This is a genomic window from Devosia sp. Root685 (assembly GCF_001427875.1).
In the GTDB taxonomy this organism is placed as follows: Bacteria; Pseudomonadota; Alphaproteobacteria; order Rhizobiales; family Devosiaceae; genus Devosia.
In genome coordinates this window covers 1,705,913-1,726,249 of sequence record NZ_LMHK01000001.1, presented here as the reverse complement: position 1 = coordinate 1,726,249, position 20,337 = coordinate 1,705,913, and the positions used below count along the sequence as shown (strand labels likewise).

Here is a 20,337-nt window from a genome sequence, read left to right as displayed (position 1 = left end):
TCCGCCAGCATGACGGAAGTTTTTGTCGAAGCAGCGCCAGCCAAGATCAACCTGGCGCTGCATGTCACGCGTCGTCGCGAGGACGGCTATCACGACCTCGAAAGCCTGATCGTTTTTGCCGATGTGGCGGACGAGTTGCAGGCCGTAGCGGCATCCGCCGATAGTCTCGAAATTTCAGGACCTTTTGCGGGAGCGCTTGGAACGGGCGGCACCAATCTGGTGATGCGGGCGGTTGGCGCCTTTCGTCAGCGCTGGCCGGGTTTGGTGCCCGAGGGGCTCAGCATGCATCTGGTCAAGCGCCTGCCGGTTGCGGCGGGGATCGGCGGCGGTTCGGCCGATGCGGCGGCGGCCTTGCGCATCCTCGTGCGCATGGCGAGCGCGCCAGTGCCGTTTGGCGAACTGGCGGATCTTGCGGCGACGCTCGGTGCCGATGTTCCGGCCTGCCTCATGAGCCGGCCGCTGGTGGCGCGGGGCGTTGGCGAAATTCTCTCGCCGCTACCGGCCTTTCCCAATTCTTATGTGGTGCTGGTCAATCCGCTGGTGCCGGTGGCGACGGCCGATGTGTTCCGGCGCCTCAGGGCGCACGACAATTATCCGATGCCGGCCTTGCCCGAACCGCTGACGCGGCCGGCGCAACTCGGTCTGTGGCTGGCCGAAACGCGCAACGACCTGCAGCCACCGGCGGTGAAACTGGTGCCGGAGATCGGCTATATCGTTGACGATTTGGCTGAGACGCAGGGGTGTATCCTGTCGCGTATGTCGGGTTCGGGGGCGACGGTGTTTGGCCTCTTCGGGTCGGAAGGCCAGGCGCATCAGGCGGCGCAGGTCATGCGCGAGCGCAATCCCGATCACTGGGTCGCCGCGGCGCCGCTGATCGTGCCGTGACTAGGACGCGCGGCTGACGCTGTGCATGACGACTTCGGCGAGGATGGTCTTCATCTCGCTCTCCGGGAGGCCCGCTAGTGCGTCCACTGCTGCGGCGGCATGGGCGCGGGCCTTGTCGAGCGTGCGGCCAAGCGTGTTGTGGCGATTGAAGATCGCGACGACCTGGCTGACTTCGAGGTCTGATGCATCGACCTTGCCGAGGGCGCCGGCGATGATGGCGCGTTCGGCTTCGCTGCCTTCGGCAAGGGCCAGGATCACCGGCAGGGTCATCTTGCCTTCGCGCAGATCGTCGCCGACATTCTTGCCGAGAGCGCCGGACTGCCCACCATAATCGAGCGCATCGTCGACCAGTTGGAAGGCATTGCCCAGTTCAAGGCCATATTGCGCGAGAGCCGCGCGGCCTTCTGCATCGGCGCCGCCCGAAATGGCGCCCACTTCGCAGGCCGCCTTGAAGAGGACTGCGGTCTTGGCGCGGATCACTTCGGCGTAATCGGCTTCGGTGGTGGTGAGGTCGCCGGTCTTGGCGAGCTGGAACACTTCGCCTTCGGCCATGACCGCAGAAGCGGCCGAGAGGACGCCGAGCGAACCGATATCGCCGGTTTCGACCATCATCATGAAGGCTTGGCCGAGAAGAAAATCGCCGACAAGGATGGAGGCTTTGTTGCCCCAGACCATGCGGGCGGCCGGCTTGCCGCGGCGCATGTCGCTCTCGTCGACGACATCGTCGTGCAAGAGGGTGGCATTGTGCATGAATTCAACGGCGGCGGCGAAATTGACTTCATTGCCTTCGCCCTTGCCAAAAAGCAGGGCGGCGGCAACGGTGAGCATGGGGCGCAGACGCTTGCCGCCGCTCTCGATGAGATAGCGGGCAAGTTCGGGGACCATTTCGACATGCGATTCCGCACGGCTCAGGATCAGTGTATTGACCTTGGCCATGTCGTCGGCGGTCGCCACAAGCAGTTTGTCGACCGGATTGCCTGTCGGCATGTTTTTCTTTTGGGTCAGAACTGAGACCGCCATTACCGTCCTCGTTTGCCACCGGCGGCAAATCGGTTGAGCCCGCCATATCAGCGCATGTAAACTCGCGCAGAACCAGCTTTCAGGGTGCGATGTCCCTAGACCAGCCAACTGACTTTGTAAAACACCAAACCACAACGCGCGATGCCTTTTTGGCGGGCCGGATCACTCTGTCGCAACCACGCCACGGCTTTCGCGCCGGGTCGGACAGCGTTCTCCTCGGGGCCGCCGTGCGGGCGGGCACGAAAAACCTGCTCGATCTTGGAGCCGGGGTGGGCACGGCGTCCCTCGCGGCGCTGGCTTTGGGGCGGGCGGAGACGGCGACGCTTTTGGAGCGGCACGCGGAAACGCTCGATCTGGCGCGCCAGAACATCGTCGAAAACGGCTTTGAAACGCGGGCCGACGTACTGGCTCTCGATATTCTTGACCGCCCGGCGGCGCGGACTGCGGCGGGGCTTAAAAGCAATCACTATGAGGCGGTGATCGCCAACCCGCCCTATTTCGAAGCCGGGCAGGGAACGCTGGCGCCCGAGGCCAGCAAGGCAGATGCCCGGCACATGGCCGAAGATAGCCTTGATGCCTGGGTGCGCTGCGCGGCGGGTTGTGCGGCGGGCGATGGCGTTTTTACCATCATCTATCCCGCACGGGGCATGGTGCCGCTGCTTGCAGCGCTTGCGCCGCGATTCGGTGCGCTCACCGTTTTGCCGATCTCCCCGCGTCCCGGCGAAAACGTCACGCGTCTTTTGGTGCGCGGGGTGAAGGGGTCACGGGTGCCGCTGACATTGTTGGCCAGCAGGGCGCTTCATGGCGCGACGGGGCGGGAATACCAGCCCGAATTCGAGGCGGTTTTTCGCGGGACAGCCGTGCTCGACTGGTAATTGCCGCCAGCCATGCCTAAATCACTGGGAAATCAAGGAGAGGACATGGCTGGAACATCTGCCCGCAAGCCGAACTGGTTCGTCCGTTTGTTTCGCCGTCCCACCACCATTCCGGTCGTTCGCCTCCATGGCGTCATTGCCGCCGAGCTGCGTCCGGGCCGTCTCAATATCGAATCCGTCGAGCCGCTGCTCAAACGCGCCTTCGACATGCGCGCAGCGCCGGCCGTGGCCATTGTCGTTAATTCGCCCGGTGGTTCGCCGGTGCAGAGCCGGCTGATTTCCAATCGCATAAGGCAATTGGCCGACGAAACGGGCAAGCCTGTGCTGGTCTTTGTCGAGGATGCGGCGGCGTCAGGCGGCTATTTCATTGCGGTGGCGGGCGACGAGATCATCGTTGACCCTTCTTCGATCGTCGGCTCTATCGGCGTCATCATGGCGACGTTTGGCTTTGTCGGAGCATTGGAAAAGCTCGGGGTGGAGCGGCGCGTGCATACCGCGGGGCGCAACAAATCGACGCTCGATCCTTTCCTCCCCGAAAAGAGCGAGGACGTGGAGCGCATCAAGCGGTTCGAACTCGATATTCATCAGGTTTTTATCGACCACGTGAAGCGCCATCGGGTCGGCAAACTCAAGGCCGATGACGATACCCTGTTCACCGGCGAATGGTGGCCGGGCCTGCGCGGCGTCGAACTGGGCCTGGTCGACAGTATCGGCGAGCTGCATGCGACCCTCCGCGAACGCTATGGTCGCGATATCGTGCTCAAACCCATTGCGGCTAAGCGGCCGTTCTTTGCGCTACCGCGTCTCGGCTTTTCGGCCGCGAACATGGTAGACGATGTGACGACCACAATCGACGATCGCGCGCTTTGGGCGCGCCTGGGCCTATAGACAGAGACCGCCATGCTGCTGCGCATCCTGATATTCACCGTACTCGCGCTGATGGTCTATTTCGGCATTCGCCGCATCTGGAAGGACTGGACGCAGAAGTTCGACAAGGACGCGGAAGAGGAAAAGCGCCTGCGCCATGAGCGCGATCTGGCCGAGCGTCAGCGGCCCGATGTCATCGATCTCAAGCGCGGTGACGATGGCACGTTCCGGCCCAATGGGCGGAAAGACGACAAGCGCAGCTGAATCCACGCCTGCGCTGCGGCAACCCGTTGACCGCAAAGGGTCTGGCGAATACGGTCCGCCCGCTTATTCCTGCCGGACCCTTGCCCGATGACCTCTCGCCCCGCCCACATGGACCCGAAGAATTCCTTCCAGGGTCTGATCCTGACGCTGCAGAATTTCTGGGCTGAGCAGGGTTGTGTCATTCTGCAGCCCTATGACATGCAGATGGGCGCCGGTACGTTCCACACCGCGACGACGCTGCGCGCGCTGGGACCAAAGCCATGGAAGGCCGCCTATGTGCAGCCTTCGCGCCGCCCCAAGGACGGGCGCTATGGCGAAAACCCTAACCGGCTGCAACACTATTATCAGTTCCAGGTGATCCTCAAACCGTCGCCGGACAATATCCAGCAGCTCTATCTCGACTCGCTGGCCGCCATCGGCCTTGATCAGGCGCTGCACGACATTCGTTTTGTCGAAGACGACTGGGAAAGCCCGACACTGGGCGCCTGGGGCCTTGGCTGGGAATGCTGGTGCGACGGGATGGAAGTGTCCCAGTTCACTTATTTCCAGCAGGTTGCGGGCTTTGAATGCTCCCCGGTGCCGGGCGAAATCACCTATGGGCTCGAACGCCTCGCCATGTATGTGCAGGGCGTCGAAAACGTCTACGACCTCAATTTCAACGGCCGTGAGGGCGATGAAAAGGTCACCTATGGTGATGTGTTCCTGCAGAACGAGCAGGAACAGTCGAAGTACAATTTCGAAGCGTCCGACACCGAAATCCTCTTCCGCCACTTCGAGGACGCGGAAAAGGAATGCCGCGCCATTCTCGCCAAGGGCGCCGAGGGCAATCGCCAGACCATGGCCATTCCGGCCTATGAGCAGGTCGTCAAAGCCTCGCACAATTTTAACATGCTCGATGCGCGCGGCGTGATCTCGGTCACCGAGCGGCAGAGCTATATCCTGCGCATTCGCGAACTGGCCAAGGCCTGCGGCGAAGCGTGGTTGCAGACCTCGGGCGGCGGCGCGGAGTAGGGTTTATCCCACTTCATTCAATTCAAACTCGATGTCACCCCGGCGAAGGCCTGGGTCCATCCTGAGATCTCAAGATGGGTCCCGGCCTTCGCCGGGATGACAGAAGGTGTTTTTGGAGGCGTTGCGAAATATCGCAGCGCCTTTGATTTTACGCTACCTGCGGCGCCAGCACTGAAACTACCGTCAGCTTGTGGCGCCGGTCGGCGCGGTCGCGCCAGGTGATGGACTGGCCGGCCTTGAGCCCGACAAGGGCGGTGCCGATCGGTGTCATCACGGATACGCGGCCGGCTTCGATATCGGCGTCTGCGGGATATACCAGCGTGACGGTCTGTTCCTTGCCCTCATTGGTGACATAGGTGATCGACGAGCCCATGCGCACGACGCCTTCGGGCAGTTTTTCATCGGCGACGACCTTGGCGCGCTCAAGCTCTTCGAGCAGGCGGTCGGCAAGATCGGGCATACGCTCAAGGCCGGCCATGGCGAGGGCGTTGAGTTTTGTGTGGTCCGCGCGGCCGAGCGTGATAGCGGGCGCAAGGTCCCTGCGAATTTCGTTCATTTTAGAAAATCCTAATGGCTCCGGGCCGCGCAAATGCGCAGCGGATGGAGCGGTCTTGAATGTGAGGTGAACTGGGGGAGCCGGGTGGCGAAAGTGCCTGAAACCCTAAGCAGGCTCCGGCGCGCGCATGCCTAGGGAATCTATCCTGCGAGGAGGATGGTGCAGCAATGGCTTGGGCGCGAACTGTTCATGTCCTTAAAGCTAGGGATTGCGCCGGGGAAGTCAAGCCCGGCTCGCTGCGCCCATTGCAAGGTATTGAGCAAACTGCCAGTGTCCGGCCCAAATGCTTTGAGGGACGCTGCTATGGAATGGGTCATTCTTGCGCTGGTGGTCGGCGCCGCCGGCTATGCCATCACGATCTACAATGGACTGGTGAAAAACCGGCAGATGGTCGAGGAAGGCTGGTCGGGCATCGATGTGCAATTGAAGCGCCGCACCGATCTCATTCCAAACCTACTTGAAACGGTGAAGGGCTATATGACCCACGAGCGCGAAACGCTCGAAGCCGTCACCAATGCCCGCGCCGCGGCGACCTCCGCTGCCAATGGGACGCCGGAACAGCGCGCTGCGGCCGAAGGCCAGCTGTCGTCGGCGCTGGGGCGCCTGATCGCGACGGCGGAGGCCTATCCCGATCTCAAGGCCAATACCAATTTCCTCGAATTCCAGACGGCGCTGCAAACCGTGGAAGACGAAATCCAGATGTCGCGGCGCTACTATAATGGCGCGGTGCGGAACCTCAACGTTCAGGTGGAATCCTTCCCATCGAACCTGATCGCCAATGCCTTCAAGTTCATCAAGGCGCAGTACTTTGAGCTCGAGAACGAAGCCGACCGGCAGGTTCCCAGCGTAAAATTCTAAATTGCTTCATTGTTCAGATAGACCGTCCGTGAACTCGATTGTCACCCCGGCGAAGGCCGGGGCCCATCTCGAGATCTCAGGATGGGTCCCGGCCTTCGCCGGGATGACAGCCGGTGTGTGGGACGACGTGGATTGTTTCAGGCAAAGTGCGAAGTGATTGAAGCATGACGAACGCCCTCGGCAGACTGTTTTTTGCGCTCGTCCTCGCGCTGGCTTTGGCTCTGCCGGCGGCAGCGCGGGAGGAGATTCGCGCTTTTGCCGCGGATGTGACGCTGCGCGCGGATGGCGCGGTGCATGTGGTCGAGACAGTCGATGTGCGCGCCGAGGGGAACCAGATCCGGCGCGGCATCTATCGCGACATTCCCATCGTTCTGCTCGGGCCCTCGGGCAACAAGATCCGGGTCGGGCTCGATGTCGAAGGGGTGACCCGCGATGACGTCGCCGAGACTTTTCGGGTCGAGCGCATGGGCAATTTCCAGCGCATCTGGATCGGCGATTCCGATCGCCTGCTGACGATCGGCGAGCATCGCTATGTCATCACCTATGTGATGGACCGGATGGCGCGGAGCTTTGCCGATCATGACGAGCTCTATTGGAACGCCACCGGGAACTACTGGGATTTTCCGATCCTGAAATCAGTCGCGCGGGTGACATTGCCTGATGGTGCGGTGATCTCCGATCTCTCGGCTTATACCGGCGTTGCCGGGTCCACCGAGCAGGCGGTGACCATCACCCGCAATTCGGACAGCCAAGCCACCTTCCGCACCCAGCGCGCGCTCGGCGCGGGGGAGGGGATGAGCTTTGCCGTATCCTTCCAGAAGGGCGTGATCCAATATCCGCAGGGTGTTGATGCACTCTTACAGGAGGCGTCGGACCTGCGCGAGGTCTGGCTGCCGGTCGTCGCCGTGCTGCTGCTGCTTGCCTATAGTTTTGGCGCCTGGTGGCGGGTGGGACGTGATCCGCCCAAGGGCACGATCATCCCGCTCTTTCATCCGCCCAAGGACTTCTCGCCGGCCCTGACGCACTATGTGCACAAATGGGGTTTTGCCAATTCCGGCTGGACTGCGATGACCGCAGCGATTTTCAATCTCGGCGTGCGTGGCCTTGTGACCATCGACAATTCCGAAGACGCGTTGACCGTCAAGGTGACGGGGAAAGAGCCCGATGGCCGCCTCCCCGCGGGCGAGGAAGTGCTGTTTCGCTACTTTGCCGACAAGGGCAGTGTTACGGTCGATAAATCGAGCGGGCCGGGGCTGGCGACCAAGCGCAACGAGTTCATGGCCGCATTGCAGCGGGAAAACCGCAATGTCTGGTTCAACCACAATACCGGCTTTGCCGTGCTCGGCGTTGTGCTGATGATCCTGGCGCTGATCGGCATGGTGGCGCTCGACGTGCTGGAGCCTGTCTGGCTCGTCGTCGCGTTTGTGGGCGGCATTTTTGCAGCGGTTATCGGCTCGATCGTGTTCAACGCGCTGCGCACCGGCGGATGGCAGCGCTATCTGACCGGTTTGATCGTCGGCATTTTTGCGTTCAATTTCGTCGGTGGCATGATCGAGACGTTTTCAAGCCTCACCATCAATTCTGCCGCGCTCGCCGCCGGGTCGATGGTGCTGATAACAGCCATCTTTGCGGTTTTGATGCGGGCGCCGACGGTGCAGGGCCGCAAGGTGATGGACGAGATCGATGGGTTCAAACTCTATCTCGACACCGCGGAAAAGAACCGGCTCAATATCAGCAACGAGCCGCCCATGACGGTGGATCGGTTCGAACGGATTTTGCCCTATGCCATTGCGCTCGGGGTCGAAAAGCCCTGGTCTGAGCATTTTGAAGGCGAATTGGCGCGCAATGCGGTTGCTGATGCCGGTCAAGGCTATTCGCCGGGCTGGTATTATGGGCCACGAGGGGGCTTTTCATCGGGCTCGCTGACCAATGCCATTGCGGGCGCTTCGTCCGGCATGGCGGCTGCCATGATCGCCGCGCAGCCGGTGCAGGCCAGTTCGTCCGGCTCCAGTAGTGGCGGTGGCGGCTTTTCCGGTGGTGGGGGCGGCGGTGGCGGAGGTGGTGGCTGGTAAGCCAATTCTTCCGCTCTCCTGCCTCGTCCATGTGGACAGGCCCGCCGCGCCACGCTAATCACCCCTACGCCTTCGAACTCCGGTTGCCCTTCATGCCCGAACTCCTGCTCGAACTCTTCTCCGAGGAAATCCCCGCCCGCTTCCAGCGCCGCGCGGCCGAAGACCTCAAGAAAGCCGTGACCAATGCCCTGGTCGATGCGGGTCTCGTCTATGAGGGCGCCCGCGCCTTTGCGACGCCGCGCCGCCTGGCGCTGACCGTATCGGGCCTGCCGGTGCGCTCGCCCGATACGCGCGAGGAAAAGAAGGGCCCCAAGGTCGGCGCGCCGCAGCAGGCCGTGGACGGGTTTTTGCGCTCGGCCGGGCTTTCTGCGCTCGACGAAGCCAAGGTCGAGAGCGATCCCAAGAAGGGCGATTTTTATGTCGCGGTGATCAACAAGCCGGGCGCCGATGCGGTGGAACTGCTCTCGGGCATCCTGCCGAAAATTCTGACCGATTTCCCCTGGGCAAAATCGATGCGCTGGGGCACGGGCAATTTCAGCTGGGTGCGCCCGCTGCGCGCCATCACCGCGACCTTTGGCACCGAGAACGACGAGCCGGTTGTCATCCCTTTTGCATCCAACCAGATCGAAGCCGGGCAGACGACGTTTGGCCATCGTTTCCTCGCGCCCGGCGCGATCCGCGTAAAGCGTTTCGATGACTATGTGACCGCGCTCGAACGCGCCAAGGTCGTGCTCGATATCGACCGGCGCAAGGACATCATTCGCGGCGATGCCGATCAACTCGCGTTTGCGCAGGGGCTGACCGTCATTCAGGACGAGGGGCTGCTTGAGGAAGTGGCCGGTCTTGTTGAGTGGCCCAATGTGATGATGGGGTCGTTCGATCCCGAATTCCTGAAACTCCCCGAAGAAGTCATCATCGCCACCATCCGCGCCAACCAGAAGTGTTTTTGCCTGCGCGACGCAGCGGGAAAACTGGCGCCCAATTTCATCATCACCGCCAATACCATTCCGTCCGATGGCGGCGCGGTTGTTATCGCAGGCAATGAGCGCGTCATCCGCGCACGCCTGAGCGATGCGGCCTTCTTCTATCAGGGCGACCTCGCCATTCCGCTTGAGCATGGTCTGCCAAAACTCGAAGACATGGTGTTCCACGCCAAGCTCGGCACGCAGTTCGCTATGGTGGAACGGCTGGTGAAGCTCGCGGCTGAAATCGCCCCGCTTGTGGGCGCAGATGTCGACAAGACCAAGCGCGCGGCCATGCTCGCCAAGGCCGATCTGGTCACCGGCATGGTCGGCGAATTCCCTGAATTGCAGGGCCTGATGGGGCGCTACTATGCGACCGCGCAGGGCGAGCCGGCCGAAATCGCCAATGCGCTCGAAATGCACTACAAGCCCCTCGGCCCTTCGGATCGCGTGCCGACCGAGCCGGTTTCGATTGTTGTTGCCTTGGCGGACAAGCTCAATGTGCTGTCCAGCTTCTGGTCGATCGACGAAAAGCCCACCGGTTCAAGAGACCCCTTCGCGCTGCGCCGCGCCGCTCTGGGTGTCATTCGCATCATCACCGAAAACGGGCTGAAATTCCCGCTTAAGGTCGATGCCGATCTCCTCGCCTTCTTCCATGACCGCCTAAAAGTGTCGCTGCGTGATGCGGGGGCGCGGCATGATCTTGTCGATGCGGTTATTTCTGCCGACAGCGACGACATCCTGCAGATCACGCAGCGTGCCGAGGCACTTTCGAGCCTTCTCTCCAGCGACGACGGCAAGAACCTTCTCGCCGGCTATCGCCGCGCTGCCAATATCCTGGCAGCCGAGGAGAAGAAGGACGGAAAATCCTATGCCGGTGCGGTCGATCAGACGGCGCTGAAGCTGCCGGAAGAGGAGGCGCTGGCCTTTGCCGTCGATGCCGTTCATGCGTCCGTCGCCAGCCATGTCGCCAGGGATGACTACAAGGGCGCCATGGGCGAATTGGCGACGCTGCGCGCGCCGGTCGATGCGTTCTTTACGGCCGTGCTCGTCAACGATGCCGATCCGGCCGTGCGCACCAATCGCCTCAACCTTCTGGCGCGTCTGCGCGATACCATGCGCCTCGTCGCCGATTTCGGTAAAGTCGCGGGATAAAGGACCAAAAGATGAGTGTCGGCCTTCTTGCTTTGCTTGATGATGTGGCCGGCCTCGTCAAGGTCGCGGCCGCGTCACTCGATGACGTCGCCGGGCAGGCCGCCAAGGCCGGCGTCAAGGCGGCGGGCGCCGTTATTGACGATGCGGCGGTGACCCCGAACTATGTTCAGGGTTTTTCTGCCGATCGCGAATTGCCGATCGTCGGCAAGATCGCGTGGGGCTCGGTCAAGAACAAGCTGTTGTTCTTGCTTCCGGCGGCATTGCTGCTGAGCTTTTTCGCGCCCTGGCTGATTACGCCGCTCTTGATGATCGGCGGCGCCTATCTGTGCTACGAGGGCGCCGAAAAAGTCTTTCATATGTTCGCCCCGCATCAGGCGGAGCATCATGAAGCGGGGCTCGAACCGGCTGCGCTCAATCCGCAGAGCCTTGAGGACAGCAAGGTTGCCGGCGCCATCCAGACCGATTTTATCCTCTCGGCCGAGATCATGACCATCATCCTCGCGGCCATCGAAGTGCCCGATTTCTGGACGCGCGCGGCCATTCTGGCACTGGCCGGCATTGGCATCACGGTCGCCGTCTATGGCGCGGTGGCGCTGATCGTCAAAGGCGACGATTTTGGCGTGTTCATGGCCCGCAATGGCCGCACGCCGGTGGGTCGTGGTTTTGGGCGTGGGCTCGTCGTCGGCATGCCCTATTTTATGCAGGTACTGAGCGTTATCGGCACCGCCGCGATGACCTGGGTCGGTGGGTCGATCGTGGCCCATGGGCTTTACGAGTTCGGGCTCAACGGGCCGGAAGTGGTCATCGAAACGGCGGCGCATTGGGCGGAACATACGTTTCCGGCCATTGCAGCCGTGGCCGGATGGTTTGCCACGGCATTCGTCGATTTCTTCTTTGGCCTGGTCCTCGGCGCGTTGCTGATCCCGGTGGCGGGATATGTGATCGCGCCGGGCTTGAAGGCGATCAAGGGCGTGTTGCCGAAGCGGGCTTAGGGCGCTGCCGTTGGTACAGTAGTCCTCATCCTGAGGCGCTGGCCGAAGGCGAGCCTCGAAGGGCGAGGGCATGTCCCGATGCTGTAGTGCCACGCCCTCGTGGTTCGAGGCGCCGCTCTGCGGCGCACCTCACCATGAGGACTACTGGGGAGCAGCGAAACAGCTCAAAAAGGCGGTGCGAAGCTTTCGGGCGCCTTTTTCTGCTTGAAGGGGGCCATGCCTTCGCGGGCGAGTTCGTCGGCGCGCTCGTTAAGCTCGTCGCCGGCGTGGCCTTTGACCCAGTGCCAGGAAATGTCGTGGCGCCTCGTGGCTTCATCGAGCGCCTGCCAGAGTTCGACGTTTTTCACCGGCTTTTTGTCGGCGGTGCGCCAGCCGTTTTTCTTCCAGCCGTGGATCCAGCTCTGGACGCCGTTTTTCACATATTGGCTGTCGGTATGGATTTCGACTGTGCAGGGCCGGGAGAGGGCGTTGAGCGCCTCGATGGCCGCGGTCAGCTCCATCTTGTTGTTCGTCGTCAGCGCTTCGCCGCCCTTCAATTCCTTGCGGTGCTGGCCAAATTGCAGAATGGCGCCCCAGCCGCCGGGGCCGGGATTGCCCGAACAGGCGCCGTCGGTGTGGATGATGACCGGCTCAGACATTGCTGGGGCGCCTCAAGACATGAAACTGGCAGGTGATGCCGACATGGTCGGTTGCGACATGGGTCCTTTGCATCCCGATCTTGCCGAGGATGGCAAGGGAGGGAGCGTTGCGGACGTCGGCCATGCCGATGAAATGCTCGCCCTTGTTCTTGGCGAAGAACCAGTCTCGCAATCCCGCCGCCGCTTCTTTCGCATAGCCTTGCCCATGATGTTCTTCGAGGAGCGCATAGCCTATCTCGGGTTCACCAGTAGGGGGATAAATGCCGAAACCGGCCCTGCCGACAAAGGCCCCATCGAATTTCCGGCGAAGCCGCAGCTTGCCGAACTGGTGCTTTTCAAAAAGCTCGATCCAGTGCGACAGGGCGGATGCTGCCTGTTCGCGCGTCCAGGGCGCTCCCGAAACGCTGAGATAGCGGGAAATGTTGGGATTGCCATGCAGCGCCATGAGATCATCAAGCTGATCTTGGCGCCAGCCCGACAGGACAAGGCGCTCGGTCTCGAAGAGATCGATCATCGCCCCGAGGCCACTTCGAGATTGCGCAGCACTTTGGGGATGTTGAAGGCGATGTTCTCTTCCGCCGTGGTCTTGGTTTCGACCGCAACCTCATAGCGCGCGGCAAAGGCGTCGATCACCTCTTCGACCAGGCTTTCGGGTGCCGAGGCGCCGGCGCTGACGCCGAGAGTTCTTATATCGCCATAAAGCGACCAGTCGATCTCGCTGGCGCGATCAACGAGGGTCGCGACCTTGCAGCCGCTGCGCAGGGCCACTTCGACGAGGCGCTGCGAATTGGACGAGTGCGGCGAACCGACAACGATCATCGCGTCGACCAGCGGGGCCACGGCTTTGATCGATTCCTGGCGATTGGTAGTGGCGTAGCAGATGTCTTCCTTGTGCGGCCCGTTGATCGCCGGGAAGCGCGCGCGGAGCGCCGCGACGATTTCGCGCGTGTCATCGACGCTGAGCGTCGTCTGCGTCACGAAGGCCAGGGTTTCCGGATTTTTCGGGGTGAAGACATTGGCATCGGCGACCGTCTCGATCAGCGTGACGGCGCCTGCGGGCAACTGGCCCATGGTGCCGATCACTTCGGGGTGACCGGCATGGCCGATAAGCACGATTTCGTGGCCTTCCTCGAAATGGCGCGAGGCCTCCACATGCACCTTGCTGACCAGCGGGCAGGTGGCATCGAGGAAGAACATGTTTCGCGATTTGGCGTCGGCCGGCACGCTTTTGGGCACGCCATGGGCGGAAAAGACGACGGGCGCCTCGGTTTCGGGGATTTCGTCGAGCTCTTCGACGAAGACGGCGCCCTTGGCCTTAAGGCCTTCCACCACATATTTATTATGCACAATGGCATGGCGCACATAGACCGGAGCGCCGTATTTCTGCAGCGCCAGCTCCACGATCTGGATGGCGCGATCGACGCCCGCGCAAAATCCGCGCGGTGCGCATAACAGAATATCGAGATGTGGCCGTTTTTCCATGAGAGATCAGATGCTTTCCGCGTCGGGCCAAGTCAAGTGCTGTTGCAGCCGCACCGAAGCCTGAGGCAGTATGAGGTCACAATGATGTCAGGGACGGTTTTACGGTGAGTCTTGCGCAGGAAATGTTTGCGATTGCCCCCGCCGAGGGGAAGGCAAACCTCACCGCCGCCCAATTGAAGCTGCTTGCCGGCAAGGCGCGGTGGATTTTTCGCGTCGGCGAGGCTGGTTTTCCGACCGTTCCGACCATTGCGATTACCCGGGCGGCCTGGGATGCCTTGCAGGCCGAGCGCACGCGGCTCGATACGCGGCTGCGCACCCACTGGATCGCCTGTCTCTTCAAGCTCGTGACCAAGGACGGCAAGGCGCCCTTGCTGGTGGTGCGCACGTCCGCGGGTAGCCACAATAGCGGCTTGCAGCCGGCACGCATCGGCATTGCCGCACCGACGGCGCCCGAAGACTCCGTCGATCCGACGCGGCCGCTGGCCAAGGCCATCAAGCAGGCCTTTGAAAGCTATGGTTTTTCACAGGGCGGCTGGGCGAATTTTCGCGGCGAAGACGATCGCGCCCGCCAGATCGTGCTCATTCAGGCGACGGCCGAGGGCGAGCTCGAGCAGTTTCTCACCCGCAATGCCGCGACCGGCGCGCTGGGCCCGGCGCCGCTCAATGGCGCGCCGCTGCCGCGCTTGCCCGAATCCGTGGGGTCGTTGATTTCGCTGCTCGATGCCAAGGCCGGGCGGCACATGGCCTGCCTCGTCGCCATTCAGAAGGGCAAGGTGCAGTTTCTCTCGGCGCGGCCAGTGCAGGCTTCGGCGGCGGCGGAACTCGAAGCGGCAGTCGATCGCGTGCACAGCAAGATCTGGTCGCCGCACAATGCCGTCAGCCGCGTCGATCCCAACCGCCTGCCGCAATTGCTGCATCCGCGCATCAAATCGACCGAGGATGTCACCCCGATTGCCACGGGGCTTGGCGTCTCGCCGGGTGCGGCGAGCGGCATCATTACATTTTCCGCCGAGGATGCGGCGCGGCTGCGGGCGCGCGGAAAACATTGCATTCTGGTGGTCAATGAAACCGGGCCGGCCGACATTGAGGGCATGAAGGCGGCGACGGGTATTCTGACGGCGCGTGGCGGCATGACCAGCCATGCGGGCGTGATCGCGCGTATCACCGGAAAACCCTGCGTGGCGGGCGTGCGGACGCTGTCGGTCGATACGGTGGAGATGGTGTGTCGCATCGGGTCGCGCGAATTGCGGCCGGGTGATCGACTGACCATCGATGGCAGCGATGGCTCGATTTATCTCGGCACGCTGCCGCTGGCCCAGCCGCATATCGGGGGCAATATCGGGACGCTGCTTGGCTGGTCGGATGCCAGCCGATCGATTGCGGTGCGCACTAATGTGGAAACGGTCGAATCCGCGGCAACGGCGCTGAGTTTTGGTGCGGAAGGCATAGGGCTCGCGCGGTCCGAGCATATGTTCTTTTCGCCCGAACGTCTGGTGGCGCTGCGGCGCATGATCCTCTCTGAGGACGAAGAGGCGCGTAGCCTGGCGGTCAACGGCCTCGTCGATTTCCAGACCGGCGACTATTCGGCGCTGTTCTCGGTGATGGGTGGGCTGCCGGTGACGGTGCGTCTGTTCGATCCGCCCTTGCACGAGTTTTTGCCGCGTAACGATGAAGAGATCGAGGAGACGGCGGCTTCGCTCGGTGTGGCGGTGCGGGCGCTGCGGCTGCGGCTCGAACGCATTGCCGAGGTCAATCCGATGCTCGGGCATCGTGGCGTGCGGCTGGCCATCACCTATCCCGAAATTCTGCAGATGCAGATGCAGGCGGTGATTGCCGGGGCGCGGGAGGCCAGCGAGCGGCTGAACAAGCCTATTCCGGTGGAAGTGATGGTGCCCTTTGTTTCGACGGCCAGCGAGGTCGCCTGGGTGCGCGAACGCACCATGGCCATCGTCGCCAATTCGGGGCTCAACAAATCCGAGAAGGTGAAATTCTCCTTCGGGACGATGATCGAATTGCCGCGCGCTTGCCTCAGGGCCGGGGATATTGCCGGCATGGTCGATTTCATTTCCTTTGGCACCAATGACCTGACGCAGACGACTTTTGGCATTTCGCGCGACGATGCGCCGACCTTTCTGACGGTCTATCAGCGCAAGGGCATCTATGAGCGCGATCCCTTTGTCACCATTGATGAAAAGGGCGTGGGCGAAATGATTTCCATCGCCATCCAGCGCGGCCGGGCGGCCAATCCACGGCTGAAAATCGGCATTTGCGGGGAGCATGCGGGCGATCCGGTGTCCCTAAAGTTCTTCTCGGGGCTGGGGGTCGACTATGTCAGTTGCGCGCCCTATCGCGTGCCGGTGGCACGGCTGACGCTGGCGCAAGCGGCAACCTGACGCGGCACACTTTTCAATGAGCCCATTTCAATCGCGGGTATTGGTCACGATATAAGAACGTGACACAAGACTGGCGAGAAGAACTGGGGGAATAATGCTGGTAAATCGGATTGAGGCTTTCGCGGCGTTGACTGTGCTTGGCGCCATGTTTGCGGCCCCGGCCTTCGCTCAATCTGGTGCCCAATGCGCCCCAATTGGCGTGGATGCGGAAAGACTTGCCTGCTATGACGGAATTTTCCGCCATGGCGCTGATGCTGGGGATGCGCTGAGCGTCAGCTTTGAATCCGAACAGCTTATTCCGGCCCGGCCGAGCGGCCGCATGCCGGCGACCATGACCATTACCTGCGACGCGGGCACGCTGAGCGCTTCCTTTGCCTATGCTGGCAACACCATGTCGGCGCTGGGGCGGGATGCGGGGATTACGCTGCAGGCGGATCTGCAATCGCCGCGCAGCCGCACGCTGCTGGTCAATGCGACCAATACGGCGCTGGTGATCGACAATACCGCAGATACGCTGGCTTTTCTCGATATGCTGGCCGGGGCGCAGAACCTGACGACACGGGTGACGCCGGTCAATTCGCGGTCGCTCTCGGTGCGCTTCAATCTTGCCGGCGTGCTCGAACAGATCGAGCCCGTCAGGGCGGCCTGTTCTTAAGCGACATCTGGCGAAAATCGCTTCGCGCTTTCCGCCAGATGCGCCGCGACATCGGGCTGAAAATCGCTTCGCGCTTTTCACCGATGCGCAGGGTACTGCGACAAATCCGCCAATCACATTTCTGCCCCCTGATGGCCGCGCTTTGACCCTTTGCGTGCCTGTTTGCCTCTTTACTCGGCGCTAACCTTAATCAGAGATCATCACAAACGTCGGCATTTTAGCGTCACTTTTGCCGGTCTTGTTCGTGTTGCGTAGCGTTGAGTAGAGTTTTATGGCCCATCCACACCGGCCGGTCGTGCGCCAGCACGCGGCTAGAGCGGTTCGCCGGGGATTGCCCCTCGCCAGGACGATGGCGTTGGGCGTTGTCGCGTCCCTGGCTTATGCAGGCCTTGCCGGCGCCGCCTTTGGCCCGTCTGGCGATCTGCCACAGACCCCAAGCGCAAAACCTGAACTCGCCCTTGCGAGCCTGAGCTATTCCGGCGCCGATCCGGTGATCACCGGATCTGTCGATCATCTGTTTGATTCAATTAGCTTTACCGGCCCCAATCGCTCCGAAAAGACCGATCGCTATAAGCCGGCAATCGACATTGCTGCCTTTACGCAGAACTTTGAGGAAGCCCGTATCCGTATCGCTTCGCTACGCGATCTTGCGGGCGACCCCAACGTGATGGGCCAGTCGCGGATTGCCGACATTGGCGATGCGCCCGAAGAAGTGGGGCCGCGCATGTCGGTGGCCTCGATCGATCCGGCGACCGCCGCGGCGCTCGACGCCATTGCCGGCATCGCGCCGCAGACCGCTTCGCTAACCCCGACCGATCCGATCCCCGCTATGGCCTCCGAACAATTGGCCTATGCCCGCGCCAATGCCCCGGTTACCGGGGCTTTTTCGACGACGGCGGCGGTTGAAGTTTCCGATCGTGAAAAGTGGTGCCTCGCGACGGCGATCTATTTTGAAGCGCGCGGCGAGGCCTATCGTGGCCAAGTCGCCGTGGCGCAGGTGGTGATGAACCGGGTCAAGGATCATCGCTATCCCGATACCATTTGCGGCGTGGTTTACCAAAACCAGAGCAAGCGCAATGCCTGCCAGTTCTCATTCGCTTGCGACGGTATTCCCGAAGTCATCAACGAGCGCGAACCATGGGCGCAGGCTGAGGACATTGCCGATCGCTATCTCAATGGCGAGCTTTATCTGACCGAAGTGGGCAATGCGACGCACTACCACGCGACCTATGTGCGCCCCACCTGGGCTCCGCGCATGGAAAAGGTGACCCAGATCGGGCTGCACGTCTTCTACAAGTTCAAGCGCGGCTGGCTATTTGGTTAGCAATACCAATAGCTTGCGGTCGAGATGCAGGTTGATGTCCGCGTTTCGCCGCGATGCGTCTTGTAGGTCGAGATCGAGACGTAGGAATTGCCGCTATAGGTCTTGAGGCGGGTCCATTGGCCATTGTTCCAGCTTGAAAAGCTGAAGCTATTCCGTGGGTTATCGGGTTCGATGACGCCCGGATACTGCACGTGAGGCGACTCGATGCCGTCGCTCGAATAGGTGCCGGTGGAGGTGCGCTTGATCGTGACATAGCTCACGCGCCCGCCTTCGATCTTCTTGACCACCTGCGTGTCGAGCGGGTCGGTAGACACCCAATCCTCGTAACGAACGCCATTGTCGTCGCCGAGGATCAACAGCTTGCTGGGGTCGAAACCATCGGCGCGGACGGAGGCGAGGGACAGCACAAAAGCGGCTGTGATCAGGCTCAAAAGCGTGGGCAGGGTCGGCAGGTTCATGGCAGGCGTCCCATTCTGATCCAGTGCGAGCGCACACTATTAACGGATCAGTAACCATGATGGCGCGTCAATGCGACCCTTTCCTTACGCCTTGGTTAATTCTGCCACAGGTTCAGGGGACGGGGATAAGTTCGGCGATGGCTTCGAAACTGGCGATGAAGCGATCATGCGCCTGACGCGTCGGCCAGGGCTGGATCAGGCGGTCGAACTGCTCGATCTCAAAGGCCGCAACCCCCGGTTCGCCGAAGAATTTTACCGCTTCGGACGGGTCGAAACCGGCAAGGCTGGTGGCTTCGAAATAGGCGGCTTCCTGATCGGCTTTTTTCATCTGTTTCTTTAAGGGAACAGATTGGGTGGCCGGCAGGGAAAAGCGCAGGTAAATGGCTGAAAGCAGACGGTTTTCGACGTCTTTGTAGTTTCCGCCCATCGCCGTTTTGAAGGGGGAAATGATGTCGCCCATGACATATTCGGGCGCATCGTGGAGGAGCGTCTGGAGAAGGTGCGCGGGCGCCGCCTCGGGGTTTGCAGCGCGGAATAGTTCGAGCACGAGGACGGAGTGCTGCGCGACGGAAAAGGGATAATCGCCAATGGTTTGGCCATTCCAGCGGGCAACGCGCGCGAGGCCGTGCGCGATGTCGGAAAGCTCCACATCGACGGGGGAAGGGTCAAGAATATCGAGGCGACGACCCGACAGCATGCGCTGCCAGGCACGTGAACTTGTGCGGGCCATAGGGGTCGAGTTCGTTAGCAGACTGTTCCCGTCGACACTAACAGATGCGGCCGATTCGAGAAGGATTGGTGAAAGGGTGGGGAGTGTCTCTGTGTTTACGCCTGGAGATCCGGGCGAGCCGACACCCCCTCCCATCCTCCCCCATCAAGGGGAGGTGTTGCATCGAGTTTGGGGCACCATCTCGCCAAGAGCACCACTTCTGCACCTCCCCCTTGATGGGGGAGGATGGGAGGGGGTGAGGGAGCCACCGTCTAACCGGGAGAACGAAATTATTCGGCGTCTTCGGTGACAGCTTCGCCGAACTGATAGGTGGCCCAGATGGGGAGGGCGAGGGTGACCGGTTTGCCATCGACGGTCGCTGCCGCGACATCGGTGATGCGGTCGAGGCGGAGGATGGCGACGGCGGTTCCGTTGACCACCTGGCCAATGGTGCCGGCCTCGCGGCCGCCGGCGATGACGGCGGTGCCGGCGGGGGCGTCGATACCCGAGACGATGACGGGGCGGCGGCGGGCGGTGCCGCGGTGCTTCATGCGGCTGACGACTTCCTGGCCGACATAGCAGCCTTTGACGAAGTCGATGCCGTCGAGGATGTCCATGCCGATATCGTGGGCGAAGGTGTCGTTGGCGGGGAAGTCGTTGCCCTGGTGGAGAATGCCCACGCCGATACGTTCCTGATGGTAGGCAGTGTCGTCCTGCACCCAATCTGCAATGGCTTCAATTGGTGCAATGACGCGCCACCCCATGTCGATGGGTCCCAGCCGGTCGGTGTGGCGCAAGCCTTCGGGTTCTACATCCTGGGCGAAGCCTACCCGGTGCGTTTCGCGCAGGTCATCAATGTCGACCTTGGCGCGAAGCCGGTACATTTTCATACGCTTGAAGAAGTCGTCGGCAACCGACTCATGCACGTCGAGCCAGAGCGCGTCCTGCGCATGTCCGGCCAGACCCTCGGCAAGAATCTTGCCTTGCGGCGAAAGGAGTGCCCAGGCGGCGGCGACTTCACCCTCGCCATTGCCGGTGGCTGGGATTTCGCCAGTCACCACGTCGTTGATGAGGCGATGCGCATCGGGACCGGAAAAACGGAAGAGGACGCGGTCACTGCGCAGATGAATGGTCATGATGCCTTGCCTCACGGAGTTTTCC

20 protein-coding genes are annotated in these 20,337 nt (G+C 61.8%); 12 read left to right on the top strand and 8 right to left on the bottom strand.

All coding sequences use genetic code 11. From position 1 onward, the window contains the following. Positions 1–9 precede the first annotated feature (9 nt). A complete protein-coding gene (locus ASD83_RS08240; RefSeq protein ID WP_056309572.1) occupies positions 10–885 on the top strand; it encodes a 4-(cytidine 5'-diphospho)-2-C-methyl-D-erythritol kinase in 876 nt (291 codons plus the stop codon). Here ASD83_RS08240 and ASD83_RS08235 read toward each other — a convergent pair whose 3' ends face one another. Next, the gene (locus ASD83_RS08235; RefSeq protein ID WP_056309571.1) at positions 886–1,905 is read right to left on the bottom strand and encodes a polyprenyl synthetase family protein; all 1,020 of its coding nucleotides are present in this window, start codon (positions 1,903–1,905) and stop codon (positions 886–888) included. Between the two features lie 89 nt (positions 1,906–1,994). Here ASD83_RS08235 and ASD83_RS08230 point away from each other — a divergent pair, with 89 nt between their 5' ends. The 4 genes from ASD83_RS08230 to ASD83_RS08215 all read left to right on the top strand — a co-directional run bounded on the left by ASD83_RS08230 (position 1,995) and on the right by ASD83_RS08215 (position 4,922). Next, the gene (locus ASD83_RS08230; protein ID WP_082561023.1) at positions 1,995–2,780 is read left to right on the top strand and encodes a tRNA1(Val) (adenine(37)-N6)-methyltransferase; all 786 of its coding nucleotides are present in this window, start codon (positions 1,995–1,997) and stop codon (positions 2,778–2,780) included. 45 nt (positions 2,781–2,825) lie between these two features. Continuing rightward, positions 2,826–3,668, top strand: coding sequence for a S49 family peptidase (locus tag ASD83_RS08225; protein WP_056309567.1), 843 nt, complete (start codon positions 2,826–2,828; stop codon positions 3,666–3,668). A 12-nt stretch (positions 3,669–3,680) separates the two neighbouring features. Beyond that, positions 3,681–3,911, top strand: coding sequence for a hypothetical protein (locus ASD83_RS08220; protein WP_056309565.1), 231 nt, complete (start codon positions 3,681–3,683; stop codon positions 3,909–3,911). Positions 3,912–3,998: 87 nt separating this feature from the next. After that, positions 3,999–4,922: a glycine--tRNA ligase subunit alpha gene (locus ASD83_RS08215; protein WP_082561022.1), complete on the top strand. Its 924-nt coding sequence runs from the start codon at positions 3,999–4,001 to the stop codon at positions 4,920–4,922. A 148-nt stretch (positions 4,923–5,070) separates the two neighbouring features. On the opposite strand, the gene rnk is transcribed toward ASD83_RS08215, so the two are convergent. Then, a complete protein-coding gene (gene rnk / locus ASD83_RS08210) occupies positions 5,071–5,478 on the bottom strand; it encodes a nucleoside diphosphate kinase regulator (RefSeq protein WP_056309562.1) in 408 nt (135 codons plus the stop codon). 303 nt (positions 5,479–5,781) lie between these two features. On the opposite strand from rnk, the gene ASD83_RS08205 reads away from it, so the two are divergent. The 4 genes from ASD83_RS08205 to ASD83_RS08190 all read left to right on the top strand — a co-directional run bounded on the left by ASD83_RS08205 (position 5,782) and on the right by ASD83_RS08190 (position 11,517). Further along, on the top strand, positions 5,782–6,336 hold the full coding sequence (locus tag ASD83_RS08205) for a LemA family protein (protein WP_056309560.1): 555 nt from the start codon (positions 5,782–5,784) through the stop codon (positions 6,334–6,336). A 164-nt stretch (positions 6,337–6,500) separates the two neighbouring features. Next, positions 6,501–8,408, top strand: coding sequence for a DUF2207 domain-containing protein (locus ASD83_RS08200; RefSeq protein WP_056309558.1), 1,908 nt, complete (start codon positions 6,501–6,503; stop codon positions 8,406–8,408). A gap of 92 nt (positions 8,409–8,500) precedes the next feature. After that, positions 8,501–10,525 (top strand): glycine--tRNA ligase subunit beta, encoded by a 2,025-nt coding sequence (gene glyS / locus ASD83_RS08195; protein ID WP_056310007.1) that lies wholly within the window; start codon positions 8,501–8,503, stop codon positions 10,523–10,525. A gap of 11 nt (positions 10,526–10,536) precedes the next feature. Continuing rightward, positions 10,537–11,517 carry a DUF808 domain-containing protein gene (locus tag ASD83_RS08190; protein ID WP_056309556.1) on the top strand — a complete coding sequence of 327 codons (981 nt, stop codon included), beginning with the start codon at positions 10,537–10,539 and terminating at the stop codon, positions 11,515–11,517. A 164-nt stretch (positions 11,518–11,681) separates the two neighbouring features. Here the strand turns inward: ASD83_RS08190 and rnhA are convergent, their stop codons facing one another. Genes rnhA through ispH form a run of 3 tightly spaced genes read right to left on the bottom strand, consistent with a single transcriptional unit; the run spans position 11,682 to position 13,637 of the window. Next, positions 11,682–12,155: a ribonuclease HI gene (rnhA, locus tag ASD83_RS08185; RefSeq protein WP_056309554.1), complete on the bottom strand. Its 474-nt coding sequence runs from the start codon at positions 12,153–12,155 to the stop codon at positions 11,682–11,684. After that, positions 12,148–12,669, bottom strand: coding sequence for a GNAT family N-acetyltransferase (locus tag ASD83_RS08180; protein WP_056309552.1), 522 nt, complete (start codon positions 12,667–12,669; stop codon positions 12,148–12,150). Before ASD83_RS08180 ends, rnhA begins: the two co-directional genes overlap by 8 nt. Next, positions 12,666–13,637, bottom strand: a complete 972-nt coding sequence (ispH, locus tag ASD83_RS08175) for a 4-hydroxy-3-methylbut-2-enyl diphosphate reductase (protein WP_056309550.1) — start codon at positions 13,635–13,637, stop codon at positions 12,666–12,668. Before ispH ends, ASD83_RS08180 begins: the two co-directional genes overlap by 4 nt. Before the next feature lie 104 nt (positions 13,638–13,741). Between ispH and ASD83_RS08170 the strand changes: the two genes are divergently transcribed. The 3 genes from ASD83_RS08170 (at position 13,742) to ASD83_RS08160 (ending at position 18,009) form a co-directional block, all read left to right on the top strand. After that, the gene (locus ASD83_RS08170) at positions 13,742–16,030 is read left to right on the top strand and encodes a putative PEP-binding protein (protein WP_156385827.1); all 2,289 of its coding nucleotides are present in this window, start codon (positions 13,742–13,744) and stop codon (positions 16,028–16,030) included. Positions 16,031–16,124: 94 nt separating this feature from the next. Next, positions 16,125–16,685 (top strand): hypothetical protein, encoded by a 561-nt coding sequence (locus ASD83_RS08165; protein ID WP_056309547.1) that lies wholly within the window; start codon positions 16,125–16,127, stop codon positions 16,683–16,685. A 349-nt stretch (positions 16,686–17,034) separates the two neighbouring features. Beyond that, positions 17,035–18,009 (top strand): cell wall hydrolase, encoded by a 975-nt coding sequence (locus ASD83_RS08160; protein ID WP_056309545.1) that lies wholly within the window; start codon positions 17,035–17,037, stop codon positions 18,007–18,009. Here ASD83_RS08160 and ASD83_RS08155 read toward each other — a convergent pair. From ASD83_RS08155 to ASD83_RS08145, 3 genes are all read right to left on the bottom strand, one after another. Further along, positions 18,006–18,467 (bottom strand): hypothetical protein, encoded by a 462-nt coding sequence (locus ASD83_RS08155; protein ID WP_056309543.1) that lies wholly within the window; start codon positions 18,465–18,467, stop codon positions 18,006–18,008. The genes ASD83_RS08160 and ASD83_RS08155 overlap by 4 nt on opposite strands. 112 nt (positions 18,468–18,579) lie before the next feature. Beyond that, positions 18,580–19,197, bottom strand: a complete 618-nt coding sequence (locus ASD83_RS08150) for an HD family hydrolase (RefSeq protein WP_056309542.1) — start codon at positions 19,195–19,197, stop codon at positions 18,580–18,582. A gap of 269 nt (positions 19,198–19,466) precedes the next feature. Continuing rightward, positions 19,467–20,312, bottom strand: a complete 846-nt coding sequence (locus tag ASD83_RS08145; RefSeq protein ID WP_056309540.1) for a YgfZ/GcvT domain-containing protein — start codon at positions 20,310–20,312, stop codon at positions 19,467–19,469. Positions 20,313–20,337: the final 25 nt, after the last annotated feature.

What these genes read in the sequence shown, in the direction of transcription:
- ASD83_RS08150 (WP_056309542.1), bottom strand. Translation starts at nt 19,197, where the DNA reads ATGGCCCGCACAAGTTCACGTGCCTGGCAGCGCATGCTGTCGGGTCGT.
- ASD83_RS08180 (WP_056309552.1), bottom strand. Translation starts at nt 12,669, where the DNA reads ATGATCGATCTCTTCGAGACCGAGCGCCTTGTCCTGTCGGGCTGGCGC.
- rnk (WP_056309562.1), bottom strand. Translation starts at nt 5,478, where the DNA reads ATGAACGAAATTCGCAGGGACCTTGCGCCCGCTATCACGCTCGGCCGC.
- ASD83_RS08235 (WP_056309571.1), bottom strand. Translation starts at nt 1,905, where the DNA reads ATGGCGGTCTCAGTTCTGACCCAAAAGAAAAACATGCCGACAGGCAAT.
- ASD83_RS08160 (WP_056309545.1), top strand. Translation starts at nt 17,035, where the DNA reads ATGGCGTTGGGCGTTGTCGCGTCCCTGGCTTATGCAGGCCTTGCCGGC.
- ASD83_RS08215 (WP_082561022.1), top strand. Translation starts at nt 3,999, where the DNA reads ATGACCTCTCGCCCCGCCCACATGGACCCGAAGAATTCCTTCCAGGGT.
- ASD83_RS08190 (WP_056309556.1), top strand. Translation starts at nt 10,537, where the DNA reads ATGAGTGTCGGCCTTCTTGCTTTGCTTGATGATGTGGCCGGCCTCGTC.
- ASD83_RS08200 (WP_056309558.1), top strand. Translation starts at nt 6,501, where the DNA reads ATGACGAACGCCCTCGGCAGACTGTTTTTTGCGCTCGTCCTCGCGCTG.
- ASD83_RS08165 (WP_056309547.1), top strand. Translation starts at nt 16,125, where the DNA reads ATGCTGGTAAATCGGATTGAGGCTTTCGCGGCGTTGACTGTGCTTGGC.
- ASD83_RS08240 (WP_056309572.1), top strand. Translation starts at nt 10, where the DNA reads ATGACGGAAGTTTTTGTCGAAGCAGCGCCAGCCAAGATCAACCTGGCG.
- ASD83_RS08230 (WP_082561023.1), top strand. Translation starts at nt 1,995, where the DNA reads ATGTCCCTAGACCAGCCAACTGACTTTGTAAAACACCAAACCACAACG.
- ispH (WP_056309550.1), bottom strand. Translation starts at nt 13,637, where the DNA reads ATGGAAAAACGGCCACATCTCGATATTCTGTTATGCGCACCGCGCGGA.
- rnhA (WP_056309554.1), bottom strand. Translation starts at nt 12,155, where the DNA reads ATGTCTGAGCCGGTCATCATCCACACCGACGGCGCCTGTTCGGGCAAT.
- ASD83_RS08145 (WP_056309540.1), bottom strand. Translation starts at nt 20,312, where the DNA reads ATGACCATTCATCTGCGCAGTGACCGCGTCCTCTTCCGTTTTTCCGGT.
- ASD83_RS08155 (WP_056309543.1), bottom strand. Translation starts at nt 18,467, where the DNA reads ATGAACCTGCCGACCCTGCCCACGCTTTTGAGCCTGATCACAGCCGCT.
- glyS (WP_056310007.1), top strand. Translation starts at nt 8,501, where the DNA reads ATGCCCGAACTCCTGCTCGAACTCTTCTCCGAGGAAATCCCCGCCCGC.
- ASD83_RS08220 (WP_056309565.1), top strand. Translation starts at nt 3,681, where the DNA reads ATGCTGCTGCGCATCCTGATATTCACCGTACTCGCGCTGATGGTCTAT.
- ASD83_RS08205 (WP_056309560.1), top strand. Translation starts at nt 5,782, where the DNA reads ATGGAATGGGTCATTCTTGCGCTGGTGGTCGGCGCCGCCGGCTATGCC.
- ASD83_RS08225 (WP_056309567.1), top strand. Translation starts at nt 2,826, where the DNA reads ATGGCTGGAACATCTGCCCGCAAGCCGAACTGGTTCGTCCGTTTGTTT.